Source organism: Streptomyces sp. NPDC048297 (assembly GCF_043201585.1).
GTDB lineage: Bacteria > Actinomycetota > Actinomycetes > Streptomycetales > Streptomycetaceae > Streptomyces.
The window spans coordinates 266623-290704 of record NZ_JBICZA010000003.1; the positions used below are offsets into that span (position 1 = coordinate 266623).

The 24082-nt window shown below is 73.7% G+C and carries 1 protein-coding gene; it reads right to left on the reverse strand.

The window, feature by feature from the left end; translation table 11 throughout:
- Positions 1-24054: a non-ribosomal peptide synthase/polyketide synthase gene (locus tag ACGFYV_RS04970; RefSeq protein WP_393876941.1), complete on the reverse strand. Its 24054-nt coding sequence runs from the start codon at positions 24052-24054 to the stop codon at positions 1-3.
- Positions 24055-24082 lie beyond the last annotated feature (28 nt).

Consider the following 24082-nt stretch of genomic DNA (forward strand, 5'->3'; position numbering starts at 1 on the left):
TCAGTCCTCCTGGTGGGAAAGGGTGGTGTCATCGGTGCCCGCGGGGTGGCGGGCGGTGGCGTCCCCGGTGGCCGCGGCGAGGCGGGCGGCCAGGATCGGTCCGATCTGGGCCAGCGAGCCGGCTTCGGTCATCCGGTTGTGCCGGGTGGTGATCTCGTGCGATTCGATCCGGCCCGCGATGTACGGGCGCCAGGTCGCGGGCCCGGCGTCGTCCCCGTCGCGGTCGATGGTCGAGTTGAACAGCAGCAGGTCGCCGTCGAACCGGGCGGGGACGAAGTCGACCGCCAGCTTCGCGTTGTTGATCATGATGTGGACGATGACCTCGATCTGCTGCTCCGTCAGGCCCTGCAGCGCGCTGCCCCGCCGGTTCAGGACCTCGGCGACCTCGGCGTAGGTCAGCTCCCGGTCGCCCAGTTCGTCCGGGTCGACGTCGAGCACACCGACGAGCACGTCCCGCTCGGTGGGCACGGGCATCTCCTCGAACCGCACGTCCTTCACCGGGTAGGCGTCGAGGATGGCCAGCAGCGCGGTCCGCTCGCCGCGCCTGTGCAGCTCGCAGGCGAGCGCGTGGGCGATCAGCCCGCCGGCGGACCAGCCGAGCAGCAGGTACGGACCCTCGGGCTGGATCTTGCGGATCTGGTCGGCGTAGTCGGCCGCCATCTCCTCGAAGGACGTCGGCAGGGGTTCGGGACGGCCGAGGCCGCGCGCCTGGATCGCGTAGACCGGGTGCCGGGACCCGATGTGGTTCAGGAGCCCGCTGTAGGACCAGCTGATGCCGCCGCCGGGGTGGACGCAGAACAGCGGGGTGCCGGTCCCGGTCGAACGCAGCGGCAGTACGACGTCCAAGGCGTCGTCGGGGTTGTCCATGACCAGGCGCTCGGTGAGACCGGCCACGGTCGGCGCCTCGAACAGCATGCGCAGGCCCAGCTCCAGGCCGAGGGTCTCGCGGACGCGGGAGGCCAGGCGGGCGGCCAGCAGCGAGTGCCCGCCCAGATCGAAGAAGTTGTCGTCGATGTGCACCTGTTCCCGGCCCAGGACCTCGGCGAAGAGGTCGCACAGCAGCTGCTCCCGCGGCGTCCGGGGGCCGCGTCCAGTGCCCTGTGCCCCGTACTCGGGGGCGGGGAGGGCGGCCCGGTCCAGCTTGCCGTTGGCGGTCAACGGCAGCGCCTCCAGGGTGACGAACGCCGACGGCACCATGTAGTCGGGCAGTTCCCGGCGCAGTCGTCCGGAGAGCTCGGCCGCCTCGGGCACGCCCTCGGGGGCGGGCACCAGATAGGCGACGAGCCGCTTGTCGCCGGGCCGGTCCTCGCGGGCGACGACGGCCGCCTGGGCGACACCCGGGCAGCTCGCGAGGATCGCCTCGATCTCGCCGGGCTCGATCCGCAGGCCGCGGAGCTTGACCTGGTGGTCGGTCCGTCCGGCGAACTCCAGTGCGCCTCCCCCGGCCGGCCACCACGCCAGGTCGCCGGTGCGGTACATCCGGCTCCCGGGCGGCCCGTACGGGTCGGCGGTGAAGCGCTCCGCCGTGAGGCCGGGTCGGCCGAGGTAGCCGCGGGCCACGCCCGTCCCCGCGAGGTACAGCTCGCCGACCAGGCCCGTGGGCACCGGCCGCAGGTGCTCGTCGAGCACGTAGGCGCGCATGTTCGCCATCGGCCCGCCGATCGGCACGGTCGCGGCGTTCCCGGGGAGGCTGTGCACCGGGTGGCAGGTGGCCAGGGTCGTGGCCTCGGTGGGCCCGTAGCCGTTGACCACCTCGACGCCGGGGCAGACGTCCAGCACCCGGGCGACGGCGGCCGGGGAGACCACGTCACCGCCGGTCCACACCTCGCGCACCCCGGCGAGCAGGCCCGGCCGCTCCTCGGCGACCAGGCGGAACAGGCCGGCCGTCAGCCACAGTCCGGTCACCCCGTGCGTGCTGATCGTGTGCTGCAGCAGGTCGAGGTCGAGCCGCTCGGGCGGTGCGACCACGATCCGGCCACCGCCCAGCAGCGGCACCCACAGCTCGTAGGTCGAGAGGTCGAAGGCGGTCGGGGAGTGCATCAGCACCCGCTCGTGTCCGCCGCCGTGGTACTCAGGGGTGAGCGCGAGACCCACCACGTCGCGGTGGGTGACGGCCACGCCTTTCGGGCGGCCGGTCGAGCCCGAGGTGTACATCACGTACGCCAACTGTCGCTGATCGCACTGTACTTCGATGCCGGACGAGTCGGGCTCACCCTCGATCAACTCGGTCAGCACGTCCTCGGTGACCACCAGCGCGGCCCCGGCCTCCTTCAGGATCAGGTCGATCCGGGACTGCGGGAAGCGCGAGTCGAGGGGCGCGTAGGCGCCGCCCGCCTTGATGATCGCCAGGAGCGCCACGACGAGGTCCGCCGAGCGGTCCAGCAGTACCCCGACCGGTGTCTCCGGTCGTACGCCCTGGCGGATCAGTGCCCGCGCGAGGCGGTTGGACCGCTGGTCGAGTTCCCGGTAGGTCAGCTCGGTGGCGCCCGCCACGACGGCCACCGCGTCCGGGGTGGCGCGCACCTGGCGGGCGAACAGCTCCGGCAGCGCGGCCTCGGGCAGTTCGAACGCGGCGCCGGTGGCCTGGGACAGCAGCCGGCGGCGTTCCTCGCCCGACATGATGTCGATCCGGCTGATGGGCCGGCCGGGGTCGGCGACCGCCGCGCGCAGCAGCCGTGCCCAGCGCTCGAACAGCAGCTCCACCGTGGCCGGTTCGAACAGGTCGGTGGCGTACTCCACCGCGCCGACCAGGCCGTCGGGGGCGCCGTCCGGGCCGAACTGCTCGGCCAGGCTGAACGTCAGGTCGACCCGCGAGGTCCCGGTCGACGCCTCCAGGTGGCCGGTCGTGAGGCCCGGCAGCGCGAACTCGCCCACCGGCGCGTTCTGCAGGGCCAGCATGATCTGGAACAGCGGATGGTGCGACAGCGAACGGGCCGGGTTGACCACCTCGACCAGGTACTCGAACGGCACGTCCTGATGGTCGTATGCGGCGAGTGCCTTCTGCCGCACCCGGCCGAGCAGTTCGGCGAAGCCGGGATCGCCGCTCGTGTCGGTGCGCAGCACCAGGGTGTTGACGAAGAAGCCGACGAGGTCGTCCAGCGCCTGGTCGGTACGGCCGGCGATCGGGCTGCCGACCGGGATGTCGGTGCCGGCCCCGAGCCGGGTGAGCAGCGCGGCAAGGCCGGCCTGGAGCACCATGAACATGCTGGCGCCGCGCGCGGCGGCCAGGTCCCGCAGTGCCTGGTGCAGGTCGGGCTCCAGCCGGACCGCGACCCGGCTGCCCAGCTGGGAGGCCACCGGTGGCCGGGGCCGGTCGGCAGGCAGCTGCACCTGCTGCGGAATTCCCGCCAGCTCGTCCTTCCAGTAGGCCAGTTGCCGGGCGAACAGGCTGGTCGGGTCGGCGGTGTCACCGAGCAGGTCGCGTTGCCAGCAGGTGTAGTCGGCGTACTGCACCGGCAGCGGGGACCACTGCGGCTCCTCGCCACGGCAGCGGGCCGTGTAGGCGGCCGCGAGGTCGCCGGAGAGCGGCCCCATCGACCAGCCGTCGGCGGCGATGTGGTGCACCACGACCAGCAGCACGTGCCGGTCGGGCGCGAGCGCGTACAGCTCCGCCCGGACCGGCGGCTGCGCCGCCAGGTCGAAGCCCCGCCGGGCCGTCCGCGCCAGTCGCTCGGCCAGCCGGCTCTCGTCGAGGTCGGCCACCGGCAGCTCCGGGTACGCCTGCGAAGCGCTCAGCACCACCTGGTACGGCACGCCGTCCGTCTCGCGGAAGACCGTCCGCAGGCTCTCGTGCCGGGCGATCACGTCCGCGAGCGCGGCGTGCAGGGCCGGGCGGTCGAGTTCGCCGGTCAGGCTCAGCGCGAGCGGCATGTTGTAGGTGGCGCTCGGTCCGTCCATCCGGTGCAGGAACCACAGGCGGCGTTGGGCGAAGGACAGCTCCACGTGTCCGGGGCGCGGCCGCGTGGTCAGCGTGGGCCGTGCTGTGCCGGAACCGTCGAGGCGGGCCGCCAGTCCGGCCACGGTCGGCGTCTCGAACAGCGTCCGGACTTCGAGCTCCGCACCCAGGGTCGCCCGGACGCGGGAGGCCAGGCGGGTCGCCAGCAGTGAGTGTCCGCCCAGGTCGAAGAAGCTGTCCTCGACGCCGACCTGGGCCAGGCCGAGCACCTCGGCGAACAGCTCGGCGAGGAGCTGTTCCTGCGGGGTGCGCGGCGCCCGCCCGGCTCCGGCCGGGCCGAGGTCGGGCGCGGGCAGCGCTCGGCGGTCCAGCTTGCCGCTGGCCGTCAGCGGCAACGTCTCCAGCGCCACGAACGCCGACGGGATCAGGTAGTCGGGCAGTCGCCCGCGCAGCCATTCACGGAGGTCGCCGATGAGGGCGCCGGTGCCCCGGCTGCCGGTCGGGCGGTTGGTCAGCGACGACAGCGGCCTGCCGGCGGTCCGGACCGACCGGTACGGCTCGACCGTGCGGCCGTGCCGCGCCCGCGGGTCGGCGAAGACGACGTCCACGGCGTCGGCCACCGTGGCCGACCAGGTGACGCCCACCCAGCGGTCGAACTCCTGCCCGATGGCCCGGAAGTCCTCCGGGTCGGGGAGTTCGCTCTCCTGCGGGGCGTGCAGCCGCTCCAGCAGCTCGGCGAGCGAGCCGTCGCCGTTCTGTACGGCCCTGGCCAGGGCGGACTCCCGCACCACGCGCAGGTTCGGCACCCCGGTGATCCGCAGCACGTCCGCGTGCGGCCGGGCGAGCAGTACGCGCAGCTCGTCCAGTCCGGTGATCTGCCGCCCCCACTCCAGCTCGACGGACCGGCTCGCAACCACCGGTGCGACCGGCGGCTTGTGCAGCGTCACGTCGTAGCGGTAGCGGGTCAGTTCGTTGTGGTGTCGGCCGTGCTTGACCTCCACGGCCACCGCGCCGATGTCCGTGCCGCGTTCCCCGAGGACGGTGAAGAAGTCCGGGTCGACCAGGAGTTCCTTCTCCACCCTGACGGCCTGCTCCACGGCGCGGCGCACCGCTGCGAGGTCGCCGTCGGCACCGGTCCGGTGCAGCTGGACCGCGGTGGCCAGCGGGCGCAGCAGCCGCAGGTTACGGACGTCGCCGACGAAGAGCGTGCCGCCGGGGGCGAGCAGCCGCGTCAACTTCCCGATCACGTCCGCGAGGTAGTCGGCGGACGGGAAGTACTGCACCACCGAGTTGATCACGATGGTGTCGAACCGCCCGGCCGGCAGGCCTTCGGTGTCGTGCGCCGGGCGGGTCTGCAGCACGACACGCTCGGCCAGATCGTCCTGCCGGGCGACCTGCGCGGTCAGCGCGTCGACCGCCGTGGCCGAGAAGTCCGTCGCCCAGTAGGTCTCGCAGTGCGGTGCGATCCGCGAGAGCAGCAATCCGGTGCCGACGCCGACCTCCAGCACCCGGCGGGGGCGCAGGGCCAGGATGCGGGCCACGGTGGCGTCCCGCCACTCCCGCATCTGCTCGACCGGGATCGGGCTCGCGTCGTAACTGCTGTTCCAGCCGACGAAGTTCTGGCCGAAGCCGGCTTCCTCAGAGGTGATGGGCAGGGCGTCGTAGATGTCCTGCCACTCACCCACGTGGTCCGCTTCCAGGCCACTGTCCCGGGCCTCGTCCTGGCGCGGGACGACGTAGCCGACGAGCCGGTCGTCCTGGGCGAGGACGGCGGCCCGGGCGACGGCGGGGTGCTCGGTCAGCGCCGCCTCGACCTCGCCGGGCTCGATGCGGAAGCCGCGCACCTTCACCTGGTCGTCGGCACGGCCGACGTACTCCAGCTCTCCCCCAGCCTCCGGCCGGGGGGACCCCCAGACACGCCAGCGCACCAGGTCTCCGGTGCGGTACATGCGCTCACCGGTCCCGAACGGGCAGGCGACGAACCGTCCGGCCGTCAGGCCCGGCCGGTTCAGGTAGCCGCGTGCCAGTCCCACGCCCGCGACGTACAGCTCCCCCGCCACGCCCGTCGGCACCGGCCGCAGCCGCTCGTCCAGCACGTAGACCCGGGCGCCCGCGATCGGACGGCCGATCGGGGGCACGCCCGCCCCCGGGGACAGCGGGTCGCTCATGGTCGCGCACACCGTGGTCTCGGTCGGACCGTACGCGTTGACCATCCGGCGCCCGGACGCCCAGCGCTCCACCAGCTCCGGCGGGCACGCCTCGCCCGCCACCACCAGTGTCGACACATGCACGGAGCCGACCGGCACGGCGGCGAGGACGGACGGGGGCACGGTCACGTGGGTGACCGCGAGGTCCCGGTCGGTCAGCGCGGCGACCGGGTCCGCCGTCGGGGGCAGCACCAGGGCCGCGCCGCGCAGCAGTGCGGTGCAGATCTCCGACACCGAGGCGTCGAAGCTGGGCGAGGCGAACTGGAGCACCCGGCTGTCGGGTTCGATCGCGAAGCGCTCGATCTGTCCGGCGACCAGGCTCGCGACGCCGCCGTGGCCGACCACGACGCCCTTGGGGCGGCCGGTCGAGCCCGAGGTGTAGATCACGTAGGCCGGATGCCGGACGTCGAGCGCGACCTCGGGGTCGGTCTCCGGCCACGCGGACACTTCGGTCACCAGCGCCGGGTCGTCGACCATCAGTGCCGGCCGGGCGTCGTCCAGCATGTACGCGATCCGGGCCTGCGGGTACGCCGGATCCACGGGCAGGTACGCGGCCCCGGCCTTCAGCACGCCCAGGACGGCCACCACGGACTCCACCGAGCGCGGCAGGGCCACCGCCACGACCTGCTCCGGCCCGACGCCCCGGGCGATCAGCGCATGCGCGAACCGGTTCGCCCGGGTGTTGAGTTGACGGTACGTCAGCTCGATGTCACCACACACCAGCGCGACCGCGTCCGGTGTCGCCGCCACCTGCGCCGCGAACGCCTGCGGCACCGGGACGGCCGCCACCTCCCGGGCAGTCGCGTCGCCCTGCTCCAGCAAACGGTGCCGCTCGTCGGCGTCGAGGAGCTCGATCCGTCCGATCGACCGGTCCGGGTCGGCGGTGACCGCCTCCAGGAGGCGCGTCCAGCGCCTGGCGAGCGCTGCGACCGTCGAGCGGTCGAACAGGTCGGTGGCGTACTCCACCGCGCCGGTGATCCCCGCCGGGCTGCCGTCCGGACCGAACTGTTCGACGAGGCTCACACCCAGGTCGAACTTGGCGGTTCCGGTGGCCACCGCGTAGGTGGCGACGTCCAGGCCGGGCAGGGAGAACCGGCCCATCGGAGCGTTCTGCACCGCCAGGATGGTCTGGAACAGCGGGTGGTGGGACAGCGAGCGGGACGGGTTCAGCGCCTCCACCAGGTGCTCGAACGGCACGTCCTGGTGCGCGTACGCCGACAGCGCCGTCTCCCGCACCCGCCCCAGCAGCTCGGTGAAACTCGGGTCACCGCTCGTGTCGGTGCGCAACACCAGCGTGTTCACGAAGAACCCGACCAGATCGTCCAGCGCCTCGTCGGTACGCCCCGCGATCGGACTCCCGATCGGAATGTCCGTCCCCGCACCCAACCGCGTGTACAGCGCCGCCAACGCCGCCTGCAGCACCATGAACAGGCTCGCGCCCGACCTTCGGGCCAACTCCACCAGGGCGGTGTGCAGTTCGGGGCTCAGCTCAAGGCCGACGTGGTCCCCGCGCCAGCCGGCGACGGCGGGCCTCGGCCGGTCGGTGGGCAGCTGGAGCAGCTCCGGCAGGTCGGCCAGCTGGCGCTTCCAGTAGCCAAGTTGTTCGGCGAACCGGCTTTCCGGATCTGTCGCGTCGCCGAGCAGGGCGCGCTGCCACAACGTGTAGTCCGCGTACTGCACCGGCAGGGCAAGCCAGTTGGGCGTGCGGCCCTCGCACCGGGCGGCGTACGCCTCGGCCAGGTCGCGGGCCAGCGGGCCGGTGGACCAGCCGTCACCGGCGATGTGGTGCATCACCAGCAGCAGCACGTGCTCGTCCGGCGCGAGGGCGAACAGCTCTGCCCGCAGCGGTACTTCGGCCTCCAGGTCGAAGGGCTGCCGGGCGCACTCGGCGAGCCGCTCGAACAGTTCGGCCTCCGACAGCTCGGTCTCGGGCAGCTCGGCCTCGGGCACCTCGGTCAGCCGCGCCCGGGGCCGGGCCTCGGCCGGGTCCAGGACGCGCTGGCAGGGTACGCCGTCGACCTCCGGGAAGACCGTCCGCAGGCTCTCGTGCCGGGCCACCACGTCGGCCAGCGCCTCGTCCAGCGCCGCCCGGTCGAGCGTTCCGGTCAGCTGGAGCGCCAGCGGGATGTGGTACGTCGCGGCGGTGGCGTCCATGCGGTGCAGGAACCAGAGCCGGCGCTGGGCGAAGGACAGCGGCACCGCCTCCGGCCGCTCGTGCGTGGTCAGCGCCGGGCGGGCGTGACCGGCCCCGGCCAGCGCCTCGGCCAGGCCCGCCACGGTGGGCGCCTGGAACAGCGCGCGCAGCGCCACCTCCACTCCGAGCACCGAACGCACCCGCGCGGCCAGCCGGGTGGCGAGCAGGGAGTGCCCGCCCAGCTCGAAGAAGTCGTCGTCGACACCGACCCGTGGCACACCCAGCACCTCGGCGAACAGCTCGCACAGGATCTGCTCCTGCGGCGTACGCGGCGCCCGGCCACCGCCGACGGTCGCACCCGGCTCCGGCGCGGGCAGCGCCGCCCTGTCCAGCTTCCCGTTCGGCGTCAGCGGCAGCGCGTCCAGCACCACGAAGACAGCCGGTACGAGGTAGTCGGGCAGCCGGTCACGCAGGTACGCCGCCAGCTCCGCAGGGCGGACGGCCGTTTCAGGACGGGCCGTGACGTAGCCGATGAGCCGGTCGTCCCGGGCGAGCACAGCGGCCTGGGCGACGGCGGGGTGCTCGGTCAGCGCCGCCTCGACCTCGCCGGGCTCGATGCGGAAGCCGCGCACCTTCACCTGGTCGTCGGCACGCCCGACGTACTCCAGCTCCCCGTCGTCGCGTCGGCGCACCAGGTCTCCGGTGCGGTACATCCGCGCGCCCGCCGGGCCGAACGGGCAGGCGACGAATCGCCCGGCCGTCAGCCCGGACCGGTTCAGGTAGCCGCGCGCCAGACCGGGGCCGGCGACGTACAACTCCCCCGCCACCCCCGGCGGCACGATGCGCAGCCGCTCATCGAGGACGTACACCCAAAAGCCCGCGAACGACCGGCCGATCGGCGGTACACCGGGCCCCGGGGACAGCGGGTCACTCATGGTCGCGCACACCGTCGTCTCCGTCGGACCGTACGCGTTGAACATGCGCCGGCCCGGCGCCCACCGGGCCACCAGCTCCGGCGTGCAGGCCTCGCCCGCCACCACCAGGGTGCCGGCCGTGAGGTCGGCGCTCTCCAGCGCGGCCAGGGCCGAGGGCGGAAGCGTCACATGGGTGACGTCGAGCCGGCGGTCCGTCAGGGCCTCCAGCGGGGCCTCGGACGGGGCCAGGACGAGGGCAGCACCGGTGAGCACGGCACTGCACAGGTCCCAGAAGGACGCGTCGAAGCTGGGCGAGGCGAACTGGAGAACCCGGCTTCCGGGCGCCACGCCGAGCCGGTCGACCTGCGCCGCCACCAGGCCCGACACGCCGGTGTGGCTCACCATGACGCCCTTGGGGCGGCCGGTCGAACCCGAGGTGTAGATCACGTAGGCCGAATTCCGGACGTCGAGTGTGATCTCTGGATCGCTGTCCGGCCAGTCGCCATCGGTCACCGTCGCCGGGTCGTCGACGACCACGGTCGGGCGGGCGTCGTCCAGCATGTACGCGATCCGGGCCTGCGGGTACGCCGGATCCACGGGCAGGTACGCGGCCCCGGCCTTCAGCACGCCCAGGACGGCCACCACGGACTCCACCGAGCGCGGCAGTGCCACCGCCACGACCTGCTCCGGCCCGACACCCCGGGCGATCAGCGCATGCGCGAACCGGTTCACCCGGGTGTTGAGTTGACGGTACGTCAGCTCGATGTCACCACACACCAGCGCGACCGCGTCCGGCACCGCCGTCACCTGCGCCGCGAACAGCTCCCGCAGGCTCGCCCCGGCCGCCCCGGCCACCCCGGCCGCCTCGTCCTCGAAGGCGGGCAGCAGCTCGCGGCGCTCCTCTGCGGACAGCAGGTCGATTCCGCCGATCGGCTGGTCGGGCGCGGCGGCGACCGCGGTCAGCAGCCTGGTCCACCGGGCGACCAGGGTCTCGACCGTCGAGCGGTCGAACAGGTCGGTGCTGTACTCGACCGCACCGCTGAGCCCGGCCGCGGCGCCGTCGAGCCCGTGCTCCTCCGCGAACCCGAAGGTCAGGTCGAGCCGCGCGGTCCCGGTGAGCACGCTCACCCCGGAGACCTTCAGACCCGGCAGCTCGAAGTCACCGCCCGGCGCGTTCTGCACGACCAGCCCGGTCTGGAACAGCGGGTGGTGGGACAGCGAGCGGGACGGGTTCAGCGTCTCCACCAGGTGTTCGAACGGCACGTCCTGGTGCGCGTACGCCGACAGCGCCGTCTCCCGCACCCGCCCCAGCAGCTCGGTGAAACTCGGGTCGCCGCTCGTGTCGGTGCGCAGCACCAGCGTGTTGATGAAGAAGCCGACGAGATCGTCCAGCGCCTCGTCGGTGCGCCCCGCGATCGGACTCCCGATCGCGATGTCCTCCCCCGCGCCCAAGCGCGTGTACAGCGCGGCGAGCGCGGCCTGCAGCACCATGAACAGGGTCACGCCCGACCTTCGGGCCAACTCCGCCAGCGCCGCGTGCAGTTCGGCGTCGATTCGGAGTTCCAGCAGATCGCCGCCGTACGACATGGTGGCCGGGCGCGGCCGGTCGGCAGGCAGTTGCAGCTGCTCGGGCAGCCCGGCCAGCGTTTGCGTCCAGTAGGCGACCTGGCGGGCGAACACGCTGTCGGTGTCGTGCTCGTCGCCGAGGATCTCGTGCTGCCACAGGGTGTAGTCGCCGTATGTCACCGGCAGCGGCGGCCAGTTCGGTGCCAGGCCGCCCTGCCGGGCGGTGTAGGCCGCGGCGAGGTCGCGGGCCAGCGGGCCCATGGACCAGCCGTCCCCGACGATGTGGTGCATCACCAGCAGCAGCATGTGCTCGTCCGGCGCGAGGGCGAACAGCTCCGCCCGCAGCGGTACCTCCGAGGTCAGGTCGAAGCCGCGCACCGCCGCCTCGCGCAGCAGGCCGGGCAGCTCCGCCTCGCCGGCGGCGCGTACGGTCAGCGGGACGGCGGCCTCGGTGGTGTCCAGCACCCGCTGGTACGGGACTCCGGCGGTGTGCGGGAAGACCGTACGCAGGGTCTCGTGCCGGGCCACCACGTCCGCGAGCGCGGCGCTCAGCGCGGCCCGGTCGAGGTCGCCGGACAGCCGCAGGGCGAGCGGCATGTGGTAGGTGGCGCTCGGCGCCCCGAACTGCTGGAGGAACCAGAGCCGGCGCTGGGCGAACGACAGCGGCATCGGTTCGCGGCGGGGCTGGGGTACCAGGGCCTGCCGGGCGGTGCCGGCGTCGTGCAGCCCGGCCGCGATCCCGGCGGGTGTCGGCGCCCGGAACATGGCGCGCAGTTCCAGCTCGACGCCGAGGGTCGCCCGGACCCGCGAGACCAGCCGGGTGGCGAGCAGGGAGTGCCCGCCGAGATCGAAGAAGTCGTCGTCGACCCCGACCCGTGGCACGCCCAGCACCTCGGCGAACAGCTCGCACAGGATCTGCTCCTGCGGCGTACGCGGCGCCCGGCCGCCGCCGACGGTCGCACCCGGCTCCGGCGCGGGCAGCGCCGCCCGGTCCAGCTTCCCGTTCGGCGTCAGCGGCAGCGCGTCCAGCAGCACGAACGCGGACGGGACCAGGTGGTCCGGCACCCGGTCGCGCAGGTACGCCGCCAGCTCCGCCGGGGTCGCGCCGGTCCCGGCCAGGGGGACGACGTACGCGACGAGCCGGTCCTCGCGGGCGAGCACCGCGACCTGGGCGACACCCGGGTGCGCGGCCAGCTCGGCCTCGATCTCGCCCGGTTCGACCCGGAACCCGCGGATCTTCACCTGGTGGTCCACCCGGCCCGCGAACTCCAGCTCTCCGTCGGCGCCCCAGCGGACCAGGTCACCGGTGCGGTACATCAGCGAGCCGGCCGGACCGTGGGGGTTGGCGACGAACCGCGTGGCGGTGAGTCCGGGCCGGTTCAGGTAGCCGCGGGCGAGTCCCGCACCGGCGAGATACAGCTCACCCAGCACGCCGGGGACGACGGGCCGCAGTGCCGAGTCCAGCACGTACACCTGGCAGTTGGCGATCGGGCGGCCGATCGGTACCGGCAGCGGGCAGTCGGCGGGGTCGGCCGGCAGGGGGTAGGCGGTGATCACATGGGTCTCGGCGGGCCCGTAGTGGTTGTGCAGGACCCGGCCCGGCCGGCGGGCGTGGAAGCGGCGTACGGCACCGCCGAGGCGCATCGCCTCACCGGCCTGGGCGACCAGCCGCAGGCTCGGCAGTTCAAGGCCGGCCTCCTCGGCGGCCTCGGCCAGCGCCTCGACCACCAGGTTGGGCGCGAACAGCTCCTCGACCCGGTGCCGGTCCAGCCAGCGGGCGAACAGCTCGGCGCTGCGGCGCTGTTCCTCGGTCGGCATCACAAGGGTCTTGCCGTACAGCAGGGCGGAGAGGGTCTCCTGCACCGAGACGTCGAAGCCGATCGCGGTGAACTGCGCGGTACGCGTGCCGGGTTCGCCGCCGACGGCTCCGTGGTGCCATGCCAGCAGGTTCAGCAGCCCGGCGGCGGGCATCACCACGGCCTTGGGCCGGCCGGTGGAGCCCGAGGTGTAGATGACGTAGGCCGGGTGTCGCGGGTCCACGGTGACGGCCGGATCGTGCTCCGGCCGCTCCCCGTCCGGTGTGACGGCCGCGAGGTCGTCGAGCACGACCGCCGGGCGCGCGTCCTCGAGCATGTACGCGATCCGCGCGGCCGGGTAGTCCGGGTCGATGGGCAGGTAGGCGGCGCCCGTCTTGAGCACCGCGAGGACGGCGACCACCAGCTCGGCGGAGCGCGGCAGCCGCAGGGCGACGACCTGCTCCGGACCCACCCCGCGCGCGATCAGATCGTGCGCCAGGCGGTTGGCCCTGAGGTTCAGCTCCCGGTAGGTCAGCACGGTGTCCTCGAACACCACCGCCGGGGCCTCGGGAGTCGTCCGGACCTGCGCCTCGAACAGAGCGGGCAGGCCCGCATCGGGAGCCGGGCGGGCGGTGTCGTTGCGCGCGACCAGCAGCTCGTGCCGTTCCTCGGTGGTGAGGACGTCGATCCGGCTCAGCGGCCGGTCCGGCTCGGCGACCACCGACGCCAGCAGCCGCAGCCACCGGGCGACCAGTGTCTCCACCGTGGCGGGGTCGAAGAGGTCGGTGCTGTACTCGACCCGCCCGACGATGCCCTCGGCCGGTCCGCCGGTGCCGCCGCGCTCCAGCAGGTGGAAGCCAAGGTCGAACATCGTCGTCGGCGTCCGCACCAGGACGATCTCGGCGTCCAGACCGCTCAGCTCGAACTCGGTGCGGGGCACGTTCTGCAGCGCGAGCAGCACCTGGAACAGCGGCTGCCGGGCGAGCGACCGGGCCGGGTTGAGGGCCTCGACGACGTGCTCGAACGGCAGGTCCTGGTGCGCGTACGCGGCCAGCGCGCCCTCGCGGACCCGGCCCAGCAGCTCGGTGAAGGCCGGGTCGCCACTGGTGTCCGTGCGGAGCACCAGGGTGTTGACGAAGAATCCGACGAGGTCGTCCAGGGCCTGGTCGGTCCGGCCGGCGATCAGGCTGCCGACCGGGATGTCCGTTCCGGCGCCGAGCTTGTCCAGCAGCGATGCCAGGGCGGCCTGCAGCACCATGTACACGCTGGCGCCGTGCTCCCTGCCCAGCCGGAGCAGCCCGGCGTGCAGTTCGGCGTCCAGTTCGATCGCGAGGTGACCGCCGCGGTGGGAGGGGCTCGCGGGGCGAGGGCGGTCGGCGGGGAGCCGGATCTGCTCCGGCAGGTTTGCCAACCGATCCGTCCAGTAGGCCTGTTGACGGGCGAACAGGCTGTCCTGGTCGGCGGGGTCGCCGAGCAGCTCGTGCTGCCACAGGGTGTAGTCGGCGTACTGCACGGGCGGTGGCGTCCACTGCGGCTCCTCGCCCTGGCGGCGCGCCGCGTAGGCGGTGGCCAGGTCGGCGGCCAGCGGGCCCAGCGACCAGCCGTCACCGGCGATGTGGTGCATCACCAGGAGCAGCACGTGGTCGTCCGCCGAAACCTCGAACACCTCGGCGCGCAGCGGCGGTTCGGCCGCGAGGTCGAACCCGCGCGCCGCGGCTCCCGCCAGCAGTTCCGGCAGGTTCGTCTCGTCGGCCGGGGTGACCGACAGCCTCGGGTGCGCCTCTCCGGTGGCCAGTACCTGCTGGTGGGGCACGCCGTCCGCGGCCGGGAAGACCGTGCGCAGGGTTTCGTGCCGGTCGACGACGTCGCCCAGCGCTGCCTCCAGGGCCGCCGGCTCCAGTGGTCCCGAGAGCCGCCATGCGAGCGGCATGTTGTAGACCGAGTCGGCGCCCTCCAGTTGGCGGAGGAACCACAGTCGGCGCTGGGCGGACGACAGCGGCACCAGCTCGGGCCGCTCTGCCCGCTCCAGGGCGAGCCGGGCCCGGTCCGCGCCGCCCAGAGCGGCGGCCAGCCCGGCCACGGTCGGGGTCTGGAACAGGGTGCGCAGCGCGAGTTCCACACCCAGGGCCGCACGGACCCGGGCCACCAACCGGGTGGCCAGCAGGGAGTGCCCGCCCAGGTCGAAGAAGTCGTCGTCGACACCGACCTGAGGCAGCCCCAGCACCTCGGCGAACAACCCGGCCAGCACGTGTTCCTGGGGAGTGCGCGGTGCCCGTCCGGACCGCGTCACGGTGACCTCGGGCTCGGGCAGGGCGCGCCGGTCCAGCTTGCCGTTGGCGTTCAGCGGCAGCGCGTCGAGGAGGACGAACGCGGCCGGCACCATGTAGTCCGGAAGCCGCTCGCGCAGGTGCGCCCGCAGGTCCTCCGGCCGAAGCTCCGCCCCGGTGGCGGGCACCAGGTAGGCGACCAGGCGGGTGTCCTGCGCCCGGTCCTGCCGGACGATCACGGCGGTCTGCGCGACCTGCGGGAGTTCCGCCAGTGCCGCCTCGATCTCGCCGAGCTCGATCCTGAATCCCCGGACCTTGACCTGATCGTCGGTGCGGCCGAGGAACTCCAGGTTCCCGTCCGCACCCCACCGCACCAGGTCGCCGGTGCGGTACATCCTCGTGCCGGCCGGCCCGGACGGGTCCGCCACGAACCGTTCCGCGGTCAGCCCCGGCCGGTTCAGATAGCCGCGCGCCAGCCCCGCACCGGCGATGTACAGCTCACCCGGCACACCCGCGGGCACCGGCTGCAAGGCGGCGTCGAGCACGTGCAGCCGGACACCGCCGAGCGGGCGGCCGATCACCTGGCGCGGGCTCGACTCCAGCGGCGCGACGACCGAGTCGACCGTGCACTCGGCCGGCCCGTAGTAGTTCAGGGAGAACACGCCGTCGGCTGCCCGCAACCGCTCCCACAGCTGCTCCGGTACGACCTCCCCGCCCAGCCCGACCAGCGACGGACGCCACCGCGGGTCGTCCAACAGGCCGTGTTCGACGAGAACTTGCAGGTAGGACGGGGTGCCGCCGACAGTGTCAAGGCCGGCCCGCACCGCGTACTCGAAGTAGGCCTCCGGGTCGGTCCAGGTCGCCTCGTCCAGGACGTGCAGCTCGTGGCCGGCGTACAGGGCGAACATCTGGTCGCAGGAGGCGTCGAACGACACGGACGTGGTCAGCCCCACCCGCGTCCGCTCCCCCGTCCGGAACATCAGCGGACACTGGTTGGCGAACAGGTTGCGCAGACCGCCGTGCGTCGCCACCACGCCCTTGGGCCTGCCGGTGGAGCCGGACGTGTAGATGACGTAGACCGGGTGGCCCGGATCGACGGCCACCGCGGGGTCCGTCGCCGGGCAACCGGCCACCAGCGTGGCCGTCTCCGGGTCGTCGGCGACCAGCCACCCTGCGGAACCGGTCTCCGGCAACCGGCCCCGGGTGCGGGCGTCGGTCACCATCAGAACCGGCCGGGCGTCGTCGAGCATGTATTCGATCCGGGCGGCCGGGTACTCCGGATCGACCGGGAGGTACGCGGCGCCGGTCTTCAGCACCGCGAGGATGGCCACCACCAGCTCGGCCGACCTCGGCAGCGCCACCGCCACCAGCCGCTCCGGCCCGGCCCCACGCGCGATCAGCGCGTGCGCCAGCCGGTTCGCGCGCGCGTCCAACTCCGCGTACGTCAGTGATGCTTCCGGCCCCACCACCGCGAGGGCGTCCGGAGTCGCACGCACCTGAGCCCGGAACAGCTCCGGCAGGCTCGCGGTGAAAGCGTGGGCCGCCGGGCCGGTACCCAGCGCGGTCAGCTCGGCGTGCTCCTCGGCGGTGAGCAGGCCGATCCGGCTGAGCCGCCGCTGCGGGTCGGCGACCACGGCACGCAGCAGCCGCTCCCACCGCTCGATCATCGTCTCGACGGTGGCCGGGTCGTACAGGTCACTGGCGTACTCGACGGACCCGTCGATCCCCTCCGGGCAGCCGTCCTGCGCGTGCCGCTCGGACATGGTGAAGATCAGGTCGAGCTTGGCGGTGGACGACGTCGACGGCATGCCGCCGACGCGCAGCCCGGGCGGCGCGAAGTCGGCCCGGGGTGCGTTCTGCAGCACCAGCATGACCTGGAACAGCGGGTGATGCGCCAGCGACCGGACCGGGTTCAGCGCCTCGACCAGGTACTCGAACGGCAGGTCCTGGTGCGCGTACCCGGCCAGCGCGGTCTCCCGTACCCGGCCCAGCAGTTCGGCGAACGTCGGATCGCCCGAGGTGTCGGTACGGAACACCAGGGTGTTGACGAAGTAGCCGACCAGCTCGTCCTGCGCCTGGTCGGTCCGGCCCGCGACCGGGCTGCCGACCGGGATGTCGTCGCCCGCGCCGAGCTTGCTCAACAACACCGCGAGGCCGGCCTGGAGCACCATGAACAGACTGGTGCCGTGGGCGTGGGCGAGCTCGCGCAGCCCGCGGTGCAGCTCGGCGTCCAGCCCGGCGGGCACGGAACCGCCCCGGTGCGAGGCGAGTGCCGGGCGGGGCCGGTCGCCGGGCAGCTGGAGCTGCTCGGGCAGATCGGCCAGCTGCCGGGTCCAGTAGGCCGCCTGGCGGGCGAACAGGCTGTCCCCGTCGACCGCGTCGCCGAGCAGCTCGTACTGCCACAGCGTGTAGTCGGCGTACTGGACCGGCAGTTCCTCCCACTGCGGCTCCTCGCCGCGGCAGCGCGCCGCGTAGGCGGTGGTCAGCCCCTGTGCGAGCGGGCCCAGCGACCAGCCGTCGCCGGCGATGTGGTGGAGCACCACCTGGAACACGTGCTCGTCCGACGCCAGCTCGAACAGCCCGGCACGCAGCGGCACATCGACCGCCAGGTCGAACCGACGGTCCTTCACTCGCGCCATGACGGCCGGCAGCTCGGCCTCGGTGGTCCGGCTCACGAGCAGCCGCGGGCGGGCCGCCTCGACGTCCAGCACCCGCTGGTACGGCGTCCCGTCGACCGCGGGGAAGACGGTGCGCAGGCTCTCGTGCCGGGCCACCACGTCCGCCACGGCGGCCTCCAGGGCCCGCCGGTCCAGATCGCCGGACAGCCGCCAGGCCAGGGAGATGTGGTAGTTCGCGCCGGCACCCTCCAGCTGGTGCAGGAACCACAGCCGGCGCTGCGCGAACGACAGCGGGATCACGTCGGGGCGCTCGCGCCGTGCCAGGGCTGCCTGCGCCGGCCCGGCCGCCACCAGGGCGGCGGCCAGGCCGGCCGGGGTCGGCGCCTCGAACAGGGTGCGCAGCGGCATTTCCACGCCGAGCGTCGCGCGGACCCGGGCGGCCAGGCGGGTGGCCAGCAGCGAGTGCCCGCCCAGGTCGAAGAAGCCGTCCTCGACGCCGGCCGACGCCACACCCAGGACCTCGGCGAACAGCTCGCAGAGGATCTGCTCCTGCGGGGTGCGCGGCGCGCGGGCGGTGGCCGCCGGGGCGAGGTCGGGGGCGGGCAGGGCCCGGTGGTCCAGCTTGCCGTTGGCGGTCAGCGGCAGCGCGTCCAGCACGACGAACGCCGACGGCACCATGTACTCCGGCAGCCGCTCGCGCAGATGTGCGCGCAGTACGGCCGGAGCCGGCGCGGTACCCGCGGCCGGCACCAGATACGCGACCAGCCGGGTGTCGTCGGCCCGGTCCTGCCGGGCCAGGACGGCGACCTGGGCGACGCCGGGGTGCGTGGCCAGCGCCGTCTCGATCTCACCGGGTTCGATCCGGAATCCGCGCACCTTCACCTGCTGGTCGGCCCGGCCGACGTAGCGCAGGCTGCCGTCCGCCGCGCGGCGCACCACGTCGCCGCTGCGGTACATCCGCGATCCCGGCGGTCCGAACGGGTCGGCCACGAACCGCCCGGCGGTCAGAGCGGACCGGTTCAGGTAACCGCGCGCCAGGCCGGCGCCCGCGACGTACAGCTCGCCGGGCACACCCGGGGCCACCGGCCGCAGGTGGGCGTCCAGTACGTACGTCCGCAGGTCCGCGATGGCCGCGCCGATCTGGCCGGCGGCGGCTGCGGTCCGGTCGAGAGCCGCGTACGTGACGTGCACCGTGGTCTCGGTGATGCCGTACATGTTGACCAGCCGCGGCGCGTCGTCCGGGTGCCGCTCGTACCAGCTCGCGAGCCGGGCGTGCTCCAGCGCCTCACCGCCGAACACCACCGTGCGCAGTGCCAGCGAGCGGCCGGTCTCCGGGGCCTGGGCATCCGCCTGCATCAGCTGGTAGAACGCGGACGGCGTCTGGTTGAGCACGGTCACCCGTTCCCGGGCCAGGAGCTCCAGGAAGCGGCCGGGCGAGCGGCTGGTCTCGTGGTCCACGACCACCAGCCGTCCGCCGTGCAGGAGCGGGCCCCACAGCTCCCACACCGAGAAGTCGAAGGCGTAGGAGTGGAAGAGCGTCCAGACGTCCTCGGCGCAGAAACCGAACAGCTTCTCGGTGGCGCCGAACAGTCGCACCACGTTCCGGTGCGGGACCACCACGCCCTTGGGGTCGCCGGTGGAGCCGGAGGTGTAGATGACGTAGGCGGCTTGGTCCGGGGCGAGGGGGACCTCCGGATCCGTGTCCGGCAGCCCGTCCAGGTCGGCGGCGTCCAGCAGCAGCCGGTCCACCGGCTCCGCGCCCGGCAGGTCGCCGGTCCGGCTCGTGGTCACGAGGAGCGTGGGCCGGGCGTCCTGGAGCAGGTAGGCGATCCGGGCGGCCGGGTACCGCGGGTCCACGGGGAGGTAGGCGCCGCCCGCCTTCAGTACGGCGAGGACCGCCACGACCTGCTCCGCCGAGCGCGGCAGAGCCAACGCCACGCGCTGCTCCGGGCCCACCCCCCGGTCGATCAGGGCGTGCGCGAGCCGGTTCGCGCGGGCGTTCAACTCGGCGTACGTCAGGGTGACTTCGCCGTCCGTGAGGGCGACGGCGGTTGGGGTCGCCCGTACCTGTCGCTCGAACAGCACGGTCAGGCTGTGCTCCGCCGGTCCCTCGCTCCGGTCGGCAGGCGCCGGGAGCAGCGCGCGGAGTTCGTCGGCGGACAGCACGTCCACCTGTCCGATCCTTTGGCCGGGGTCGGCGACGACGGCGCGCAGCAGCCGCGTCCACCGCTCGACGATCCCGGTCACGGTGTCCTCGTCGAACAGGTCGGTGCTGTACTCCACCACGCCCGACAGGCCGTCCGCACCGGGCTGTTCGGCCAGGATGAAGGTCAGGTCGCACTTGGCGGTCCCGGTGTGGACCAGGTCGGTCGCCACCCGCAGCCGGGGCAGGTCGAACGTGCCGAGGGGCGCGTTCTGCAGCGCGAGCATGGTCTGGAACAGCGGGTGGTGCGCCAGCGACCGGGCCGGGTTCAGCGCCTCCACCAGGTGCTCGAAAGGCACGTCCTGGTGCGCGTAGGCGGCCAGCGCGTCGGTCCGTACCCTGCCCAGCAGTTCGGTGAACGACGGGTCGCCGGAGAGGTCGGTACGCAACACCAGGGTGTTGACGAAGAAGCCGACCAAGTCGTCCGCGGCCTCGTCGGTCCGTCCGGCGATCGGCGTGCCTACGGGGACGTCGGTGCCCGCGCCCAGCTTGCCCAGCAGGGCGGCCAGCCCGGCCTGGAGCACCATGAAGAGGCTGGCCCCGCCACCGCGGGCGAGCGTCCGCAGGCCCTGGTGCAGCTCGGCGTCGATCCGCACCGGCAGGTGGGCGCCCCGGTAGGACATCGCGGCCGGCCGGGGCCGGTCGAACGGCAGCTCCACCTGCTCCGGCAGGCCGGTCAACTTCTCGCGCCAATAAGCGAGTTGGCTGTTCAGCAGGCTGTCCTGGTCCGAGCCCTCGCCGAGAAGTTCCCGCTGCCAGAGGGCGTAGTCGGCGTACTGGACCGGCAGCGGCGACCACTCCGGCTTCGCGCCCTCGACGCGGGCCGCGTAGGCGGCCGTGAGGTCCCGTGAGAGCGGCCCCATCGACCAGCCGTCGCCGGCGATGTGGTGCACCACCAGCAGCAGCACGTGCTCCTCGGCCGCCAGCTGGAAGAGTTCGGCGTGCAGCGGCGGCTCCTCGGCGAGATCGAAGCCGTACCGGGCCGCCTGCGCCAGCCGCTCCGGCAGCTCGCGTTCACCGAGCTCGGTCACCCGCAGCCGCGGCCGGGCCTCCTCCGGTTCCAGCACCCGCTGGCACGGCACGCCGTCGACCGTCGGGAAGACGGTGCGCAGGCTCTCGTGCCGCTCGACCACGTCGGCCAGGGCGGCTTCCAGGGCTCGCTGGTCCAGGTCCCCGGACAGCCGTAGGGTCAGCGGGATGTTGTAGGTGGCGCTCGGGCCGTCCATGTGGTGCAGGAACCACAACCGGCGCTGCGCGAAGGACAACGGGATCGCGTCGGGCCGCTCGCGCCGCCCCAGGGCGGGGCGCGCCCGGCCCGCGACGTCCACGGCCGCCGCCAGTTCCGCCACCGTCGGCGCGTCGAACAGGTCGCCGAGCCGCAGCTCCACGCCGAGGATCGAGCGGACCCGGGCGACCAGCCGGGTGGCCAGCAGGGAGTGCCCACCGAGGTCGAAGAAGCTGTCGTCCGGTCCGGGCTCGGCCACCCCGAGCACCTCGGCGAACAGGCCGACGAGCAGGTGCTCGGTCGCGGTGCGCGGTGCGCGGCCCGGTGCGGCGGGCTGTCGCCCGGGCGCCGGGAGGGCCCGCCGGTCGAGCTTGCCGTTCGGGGTCAGCGGCAGCGCGTCCAGCAGCACGTACGCGGCCGGCACCAGTTGCCGGGGCAGCCGGTCACGCAGGTGGTCGCGCAGGGCGGCGCCGGTCACGGTGGCGCCGGGCTCGGGCACCGCGTATGCGACCAGCCGGGATTCCTCCTCCTCGGTGCGCACCGCAACGGCGGCCCGGGCGACCTGCGGGTGCTCGGCGAGGACGGCCTCGATCTCGCCGAGCTCGACCCGGAAGCCGCGGATCTTGACCTGGTCGTCGGTGCGGCCGAGGAACTCCAGGTTCCCGTCCGCGTCCCAGCGCACCAGGTCCCCGGTGCGGTACATCCTCGTGCCGGCCGGCCCGGACGGGTCCGCCACGAACCGTTCCGCGGTCAGCCCCGGCCGGTTCAGATAGCCGCGCGCCAGCCCCGCGCCCGCGATGTACAGCTCGCCCGCCGCACCGGCCGGCAGCGGCCGCAGGGCACCGTCGAGCACGTACAGCCGGGCGTTGGTGACCGGCCGGCCGATCACCGGGCGGGGGCTCGACTCCACCGCCGCGACCACCGAGTTGACGGTGCATTCGGACGGTCCGTAGAGGTTGAGGCAGGACACGTCCTCCGCCGCCCGCAGCTGCTCCCACAGCCGCTCCGGTACGGCCTCGCCGCCCGCGGCGACCAGTGCCGGGCGCCGTCGCGGGTCGCTCAGCAGCCCGTGGGAGACGAGCACGTGGAGGTAGGACGGGGGGGCTTCGACGTAGTCGAGGCCGAAGCGCGCCGCGTAATCGACGAAGGCGTCGGGGTCGGTCCAGGTCGCGTGTTCCAGGACGTGCAACTCGTGGCCCCCGAACAGGGCGGACAGCTGGTTCCAGGAGGCGTCGAAGGACACCGAGGTGGTCAGCGCCACCCGCAGCCGCTGCCGCTCCTTCAGCACCGGCTCGAAGTGCACGTGCCGGAGGTCGGTGAACAGGTCGAGCAGGCCGCCGTGGGTCGGCAGCACGCCCTTGGGCCGTCCGGTGGAGCCGGACGTGTAGATGACGTACGCCGGGAGGCTCGGGTCGACGGCCACCATCGGGTCGGCCGCCGGGAGGTCGGCCACCAGGGCGGCCGTCTCCGGGTCGTCGAGCACCAGCCGGTCGACGGGCCCGGCCCCGGGCAGCCGACCCACGCTGCGGGAGTCCGTGACCAGCAGGGCCGGCCGGGCGTCGTCGAGCAGGTACGCGATCCGGGCGGCCGGGTACTCGGGGTCGACCGGCACGGAGGCCGCCCCGGTCTTCAGCACCGCGAGGATCGCCACCACCAGCTCCGCCGAACGCGGCAGGGCCACCGCCACCAGCCGCTCCGGGCCCGCTCCCCGGGCGATCAGGGCGTGCGCCAGCCGGTTGGCCCGCGCGTCCAGTTCCGCGTACGTCAGCGAGACGTCGCCGCACACCAGCGCGACCAGGTCCGGGGTCGCCCGGACGTGCTCCCGGAACAGCTCCGGCAGGCTCGCGGCCGGGGTCGACGCCAGCGGCCCGGTGCCGAGCATCGCCAGCTCGCGGCGCTCCTCGGCGGTGAGCAGTCCGATCCGGCCCACCGGCTCGTCCTGGTCGCAGTCCGCGAGGGTGTCCAGCAGCGCGAGCAGCCGCTGCTGGTGGCCGACGAGGTCGTCGGGGCCGTACGCCTCCGGCGAGCCGTGCAGCCGGAGCAGCGGCGGGTTGCCGTCCCGGTAGTCGAAGACCCAGACGGCGAGGTCGGTGGTCGACCCGGACACGAAGTGGTGCACGGAGGCCGGGTGCCCGGCGAAGCTCGGCCTGGAGTTGAAGGCCATGATGTTGACGATCAGCGGGAACGCCGTCCCGATGCCGCCGGGGGCGCCGAGGTCCCGCAGCAGGTCCTCGCTGCGGTAGCGCTCGTGCGCGACGGCCGTCTCGACCTCCCGGGCCGCCTGGGCGACGAGTTCGCGCCACGGCATGTCCGGCCGCACCGTCAGCCGCAGCGGCACCACGTTGGACATCGTGCCCGGCACCGCCGTCAGGTCGCGGTCGGCGCCCCGACGGGCGGTGACCGGCAGGGCGAGCACGACGTCCTGATGGCCGGTCAGCCGGTGGGCGTAGAGCGCCGTCGCCGCGACCACCAGCCGGGACCACCTGACGCCGGAACGTCCCGCCGCCGCCCGCAGGGCGTCCGGGCGACGCAGTTCCCGCTCCTCGGCCACCCTCAGAGCGCGGTGCGGGTCGGTCGCGGGAGTGTCGGCGAGCCGGGTCGGGGCGGGCAGGTCGGCAAAGCGCCCGGTCCAGTAGGCGCGGTCGGTGGCGAAGTCGGTGGAGGCGCGGTAGGCGGCGTCGCTGTCGACCAGGTCCCGCAGCGAGCCGAACGGACAGGGCGGCACGGCGCCGCCCTCGGCCAGTGCCGAGTACACCTCGCCGACCCGCTGCCGGAGCATGGAGCTGCTGATCGCGTCCAGCACCACGTGGTGGTAGTTCAGGTACCAGAGGTACTCCGTCGGCGACGCCTTGATCAGCGCGTGGCCGAACAGCGGGTCACGGGCGAGGTCCAGCGGTCGCAGCAGGTCCCGCTCCATCCATGCCACGGCCGCCGCCCGGGGGTCGGACTCCTCGCTGAGGTCGAGGTGGGCCGGAGCCCAGTCCCAGCTCTCCCTCAGGACCTGGCGCGGGCCCTCCCCGTCGTCGACGAAGGTCACGTGCAGGGCGTCGACCTCGTCGACCACCCGGCGCAGCGCGGTCTCGAACAGCTCACGGTCCACCGGCCCGTGGATCTCCAGGCATTCGCCGACGCGGTAGCCCGGAATCGGCGTCCGGGAGCGCTGCTCGGCGAGCCAGATCTCGCGCTGGGCCGCTGTCAGGGGAAGGGCGTCACCGTCGCGACGGGGCATGGGGGTATCTCCGAAGGTGGGGCCGAAG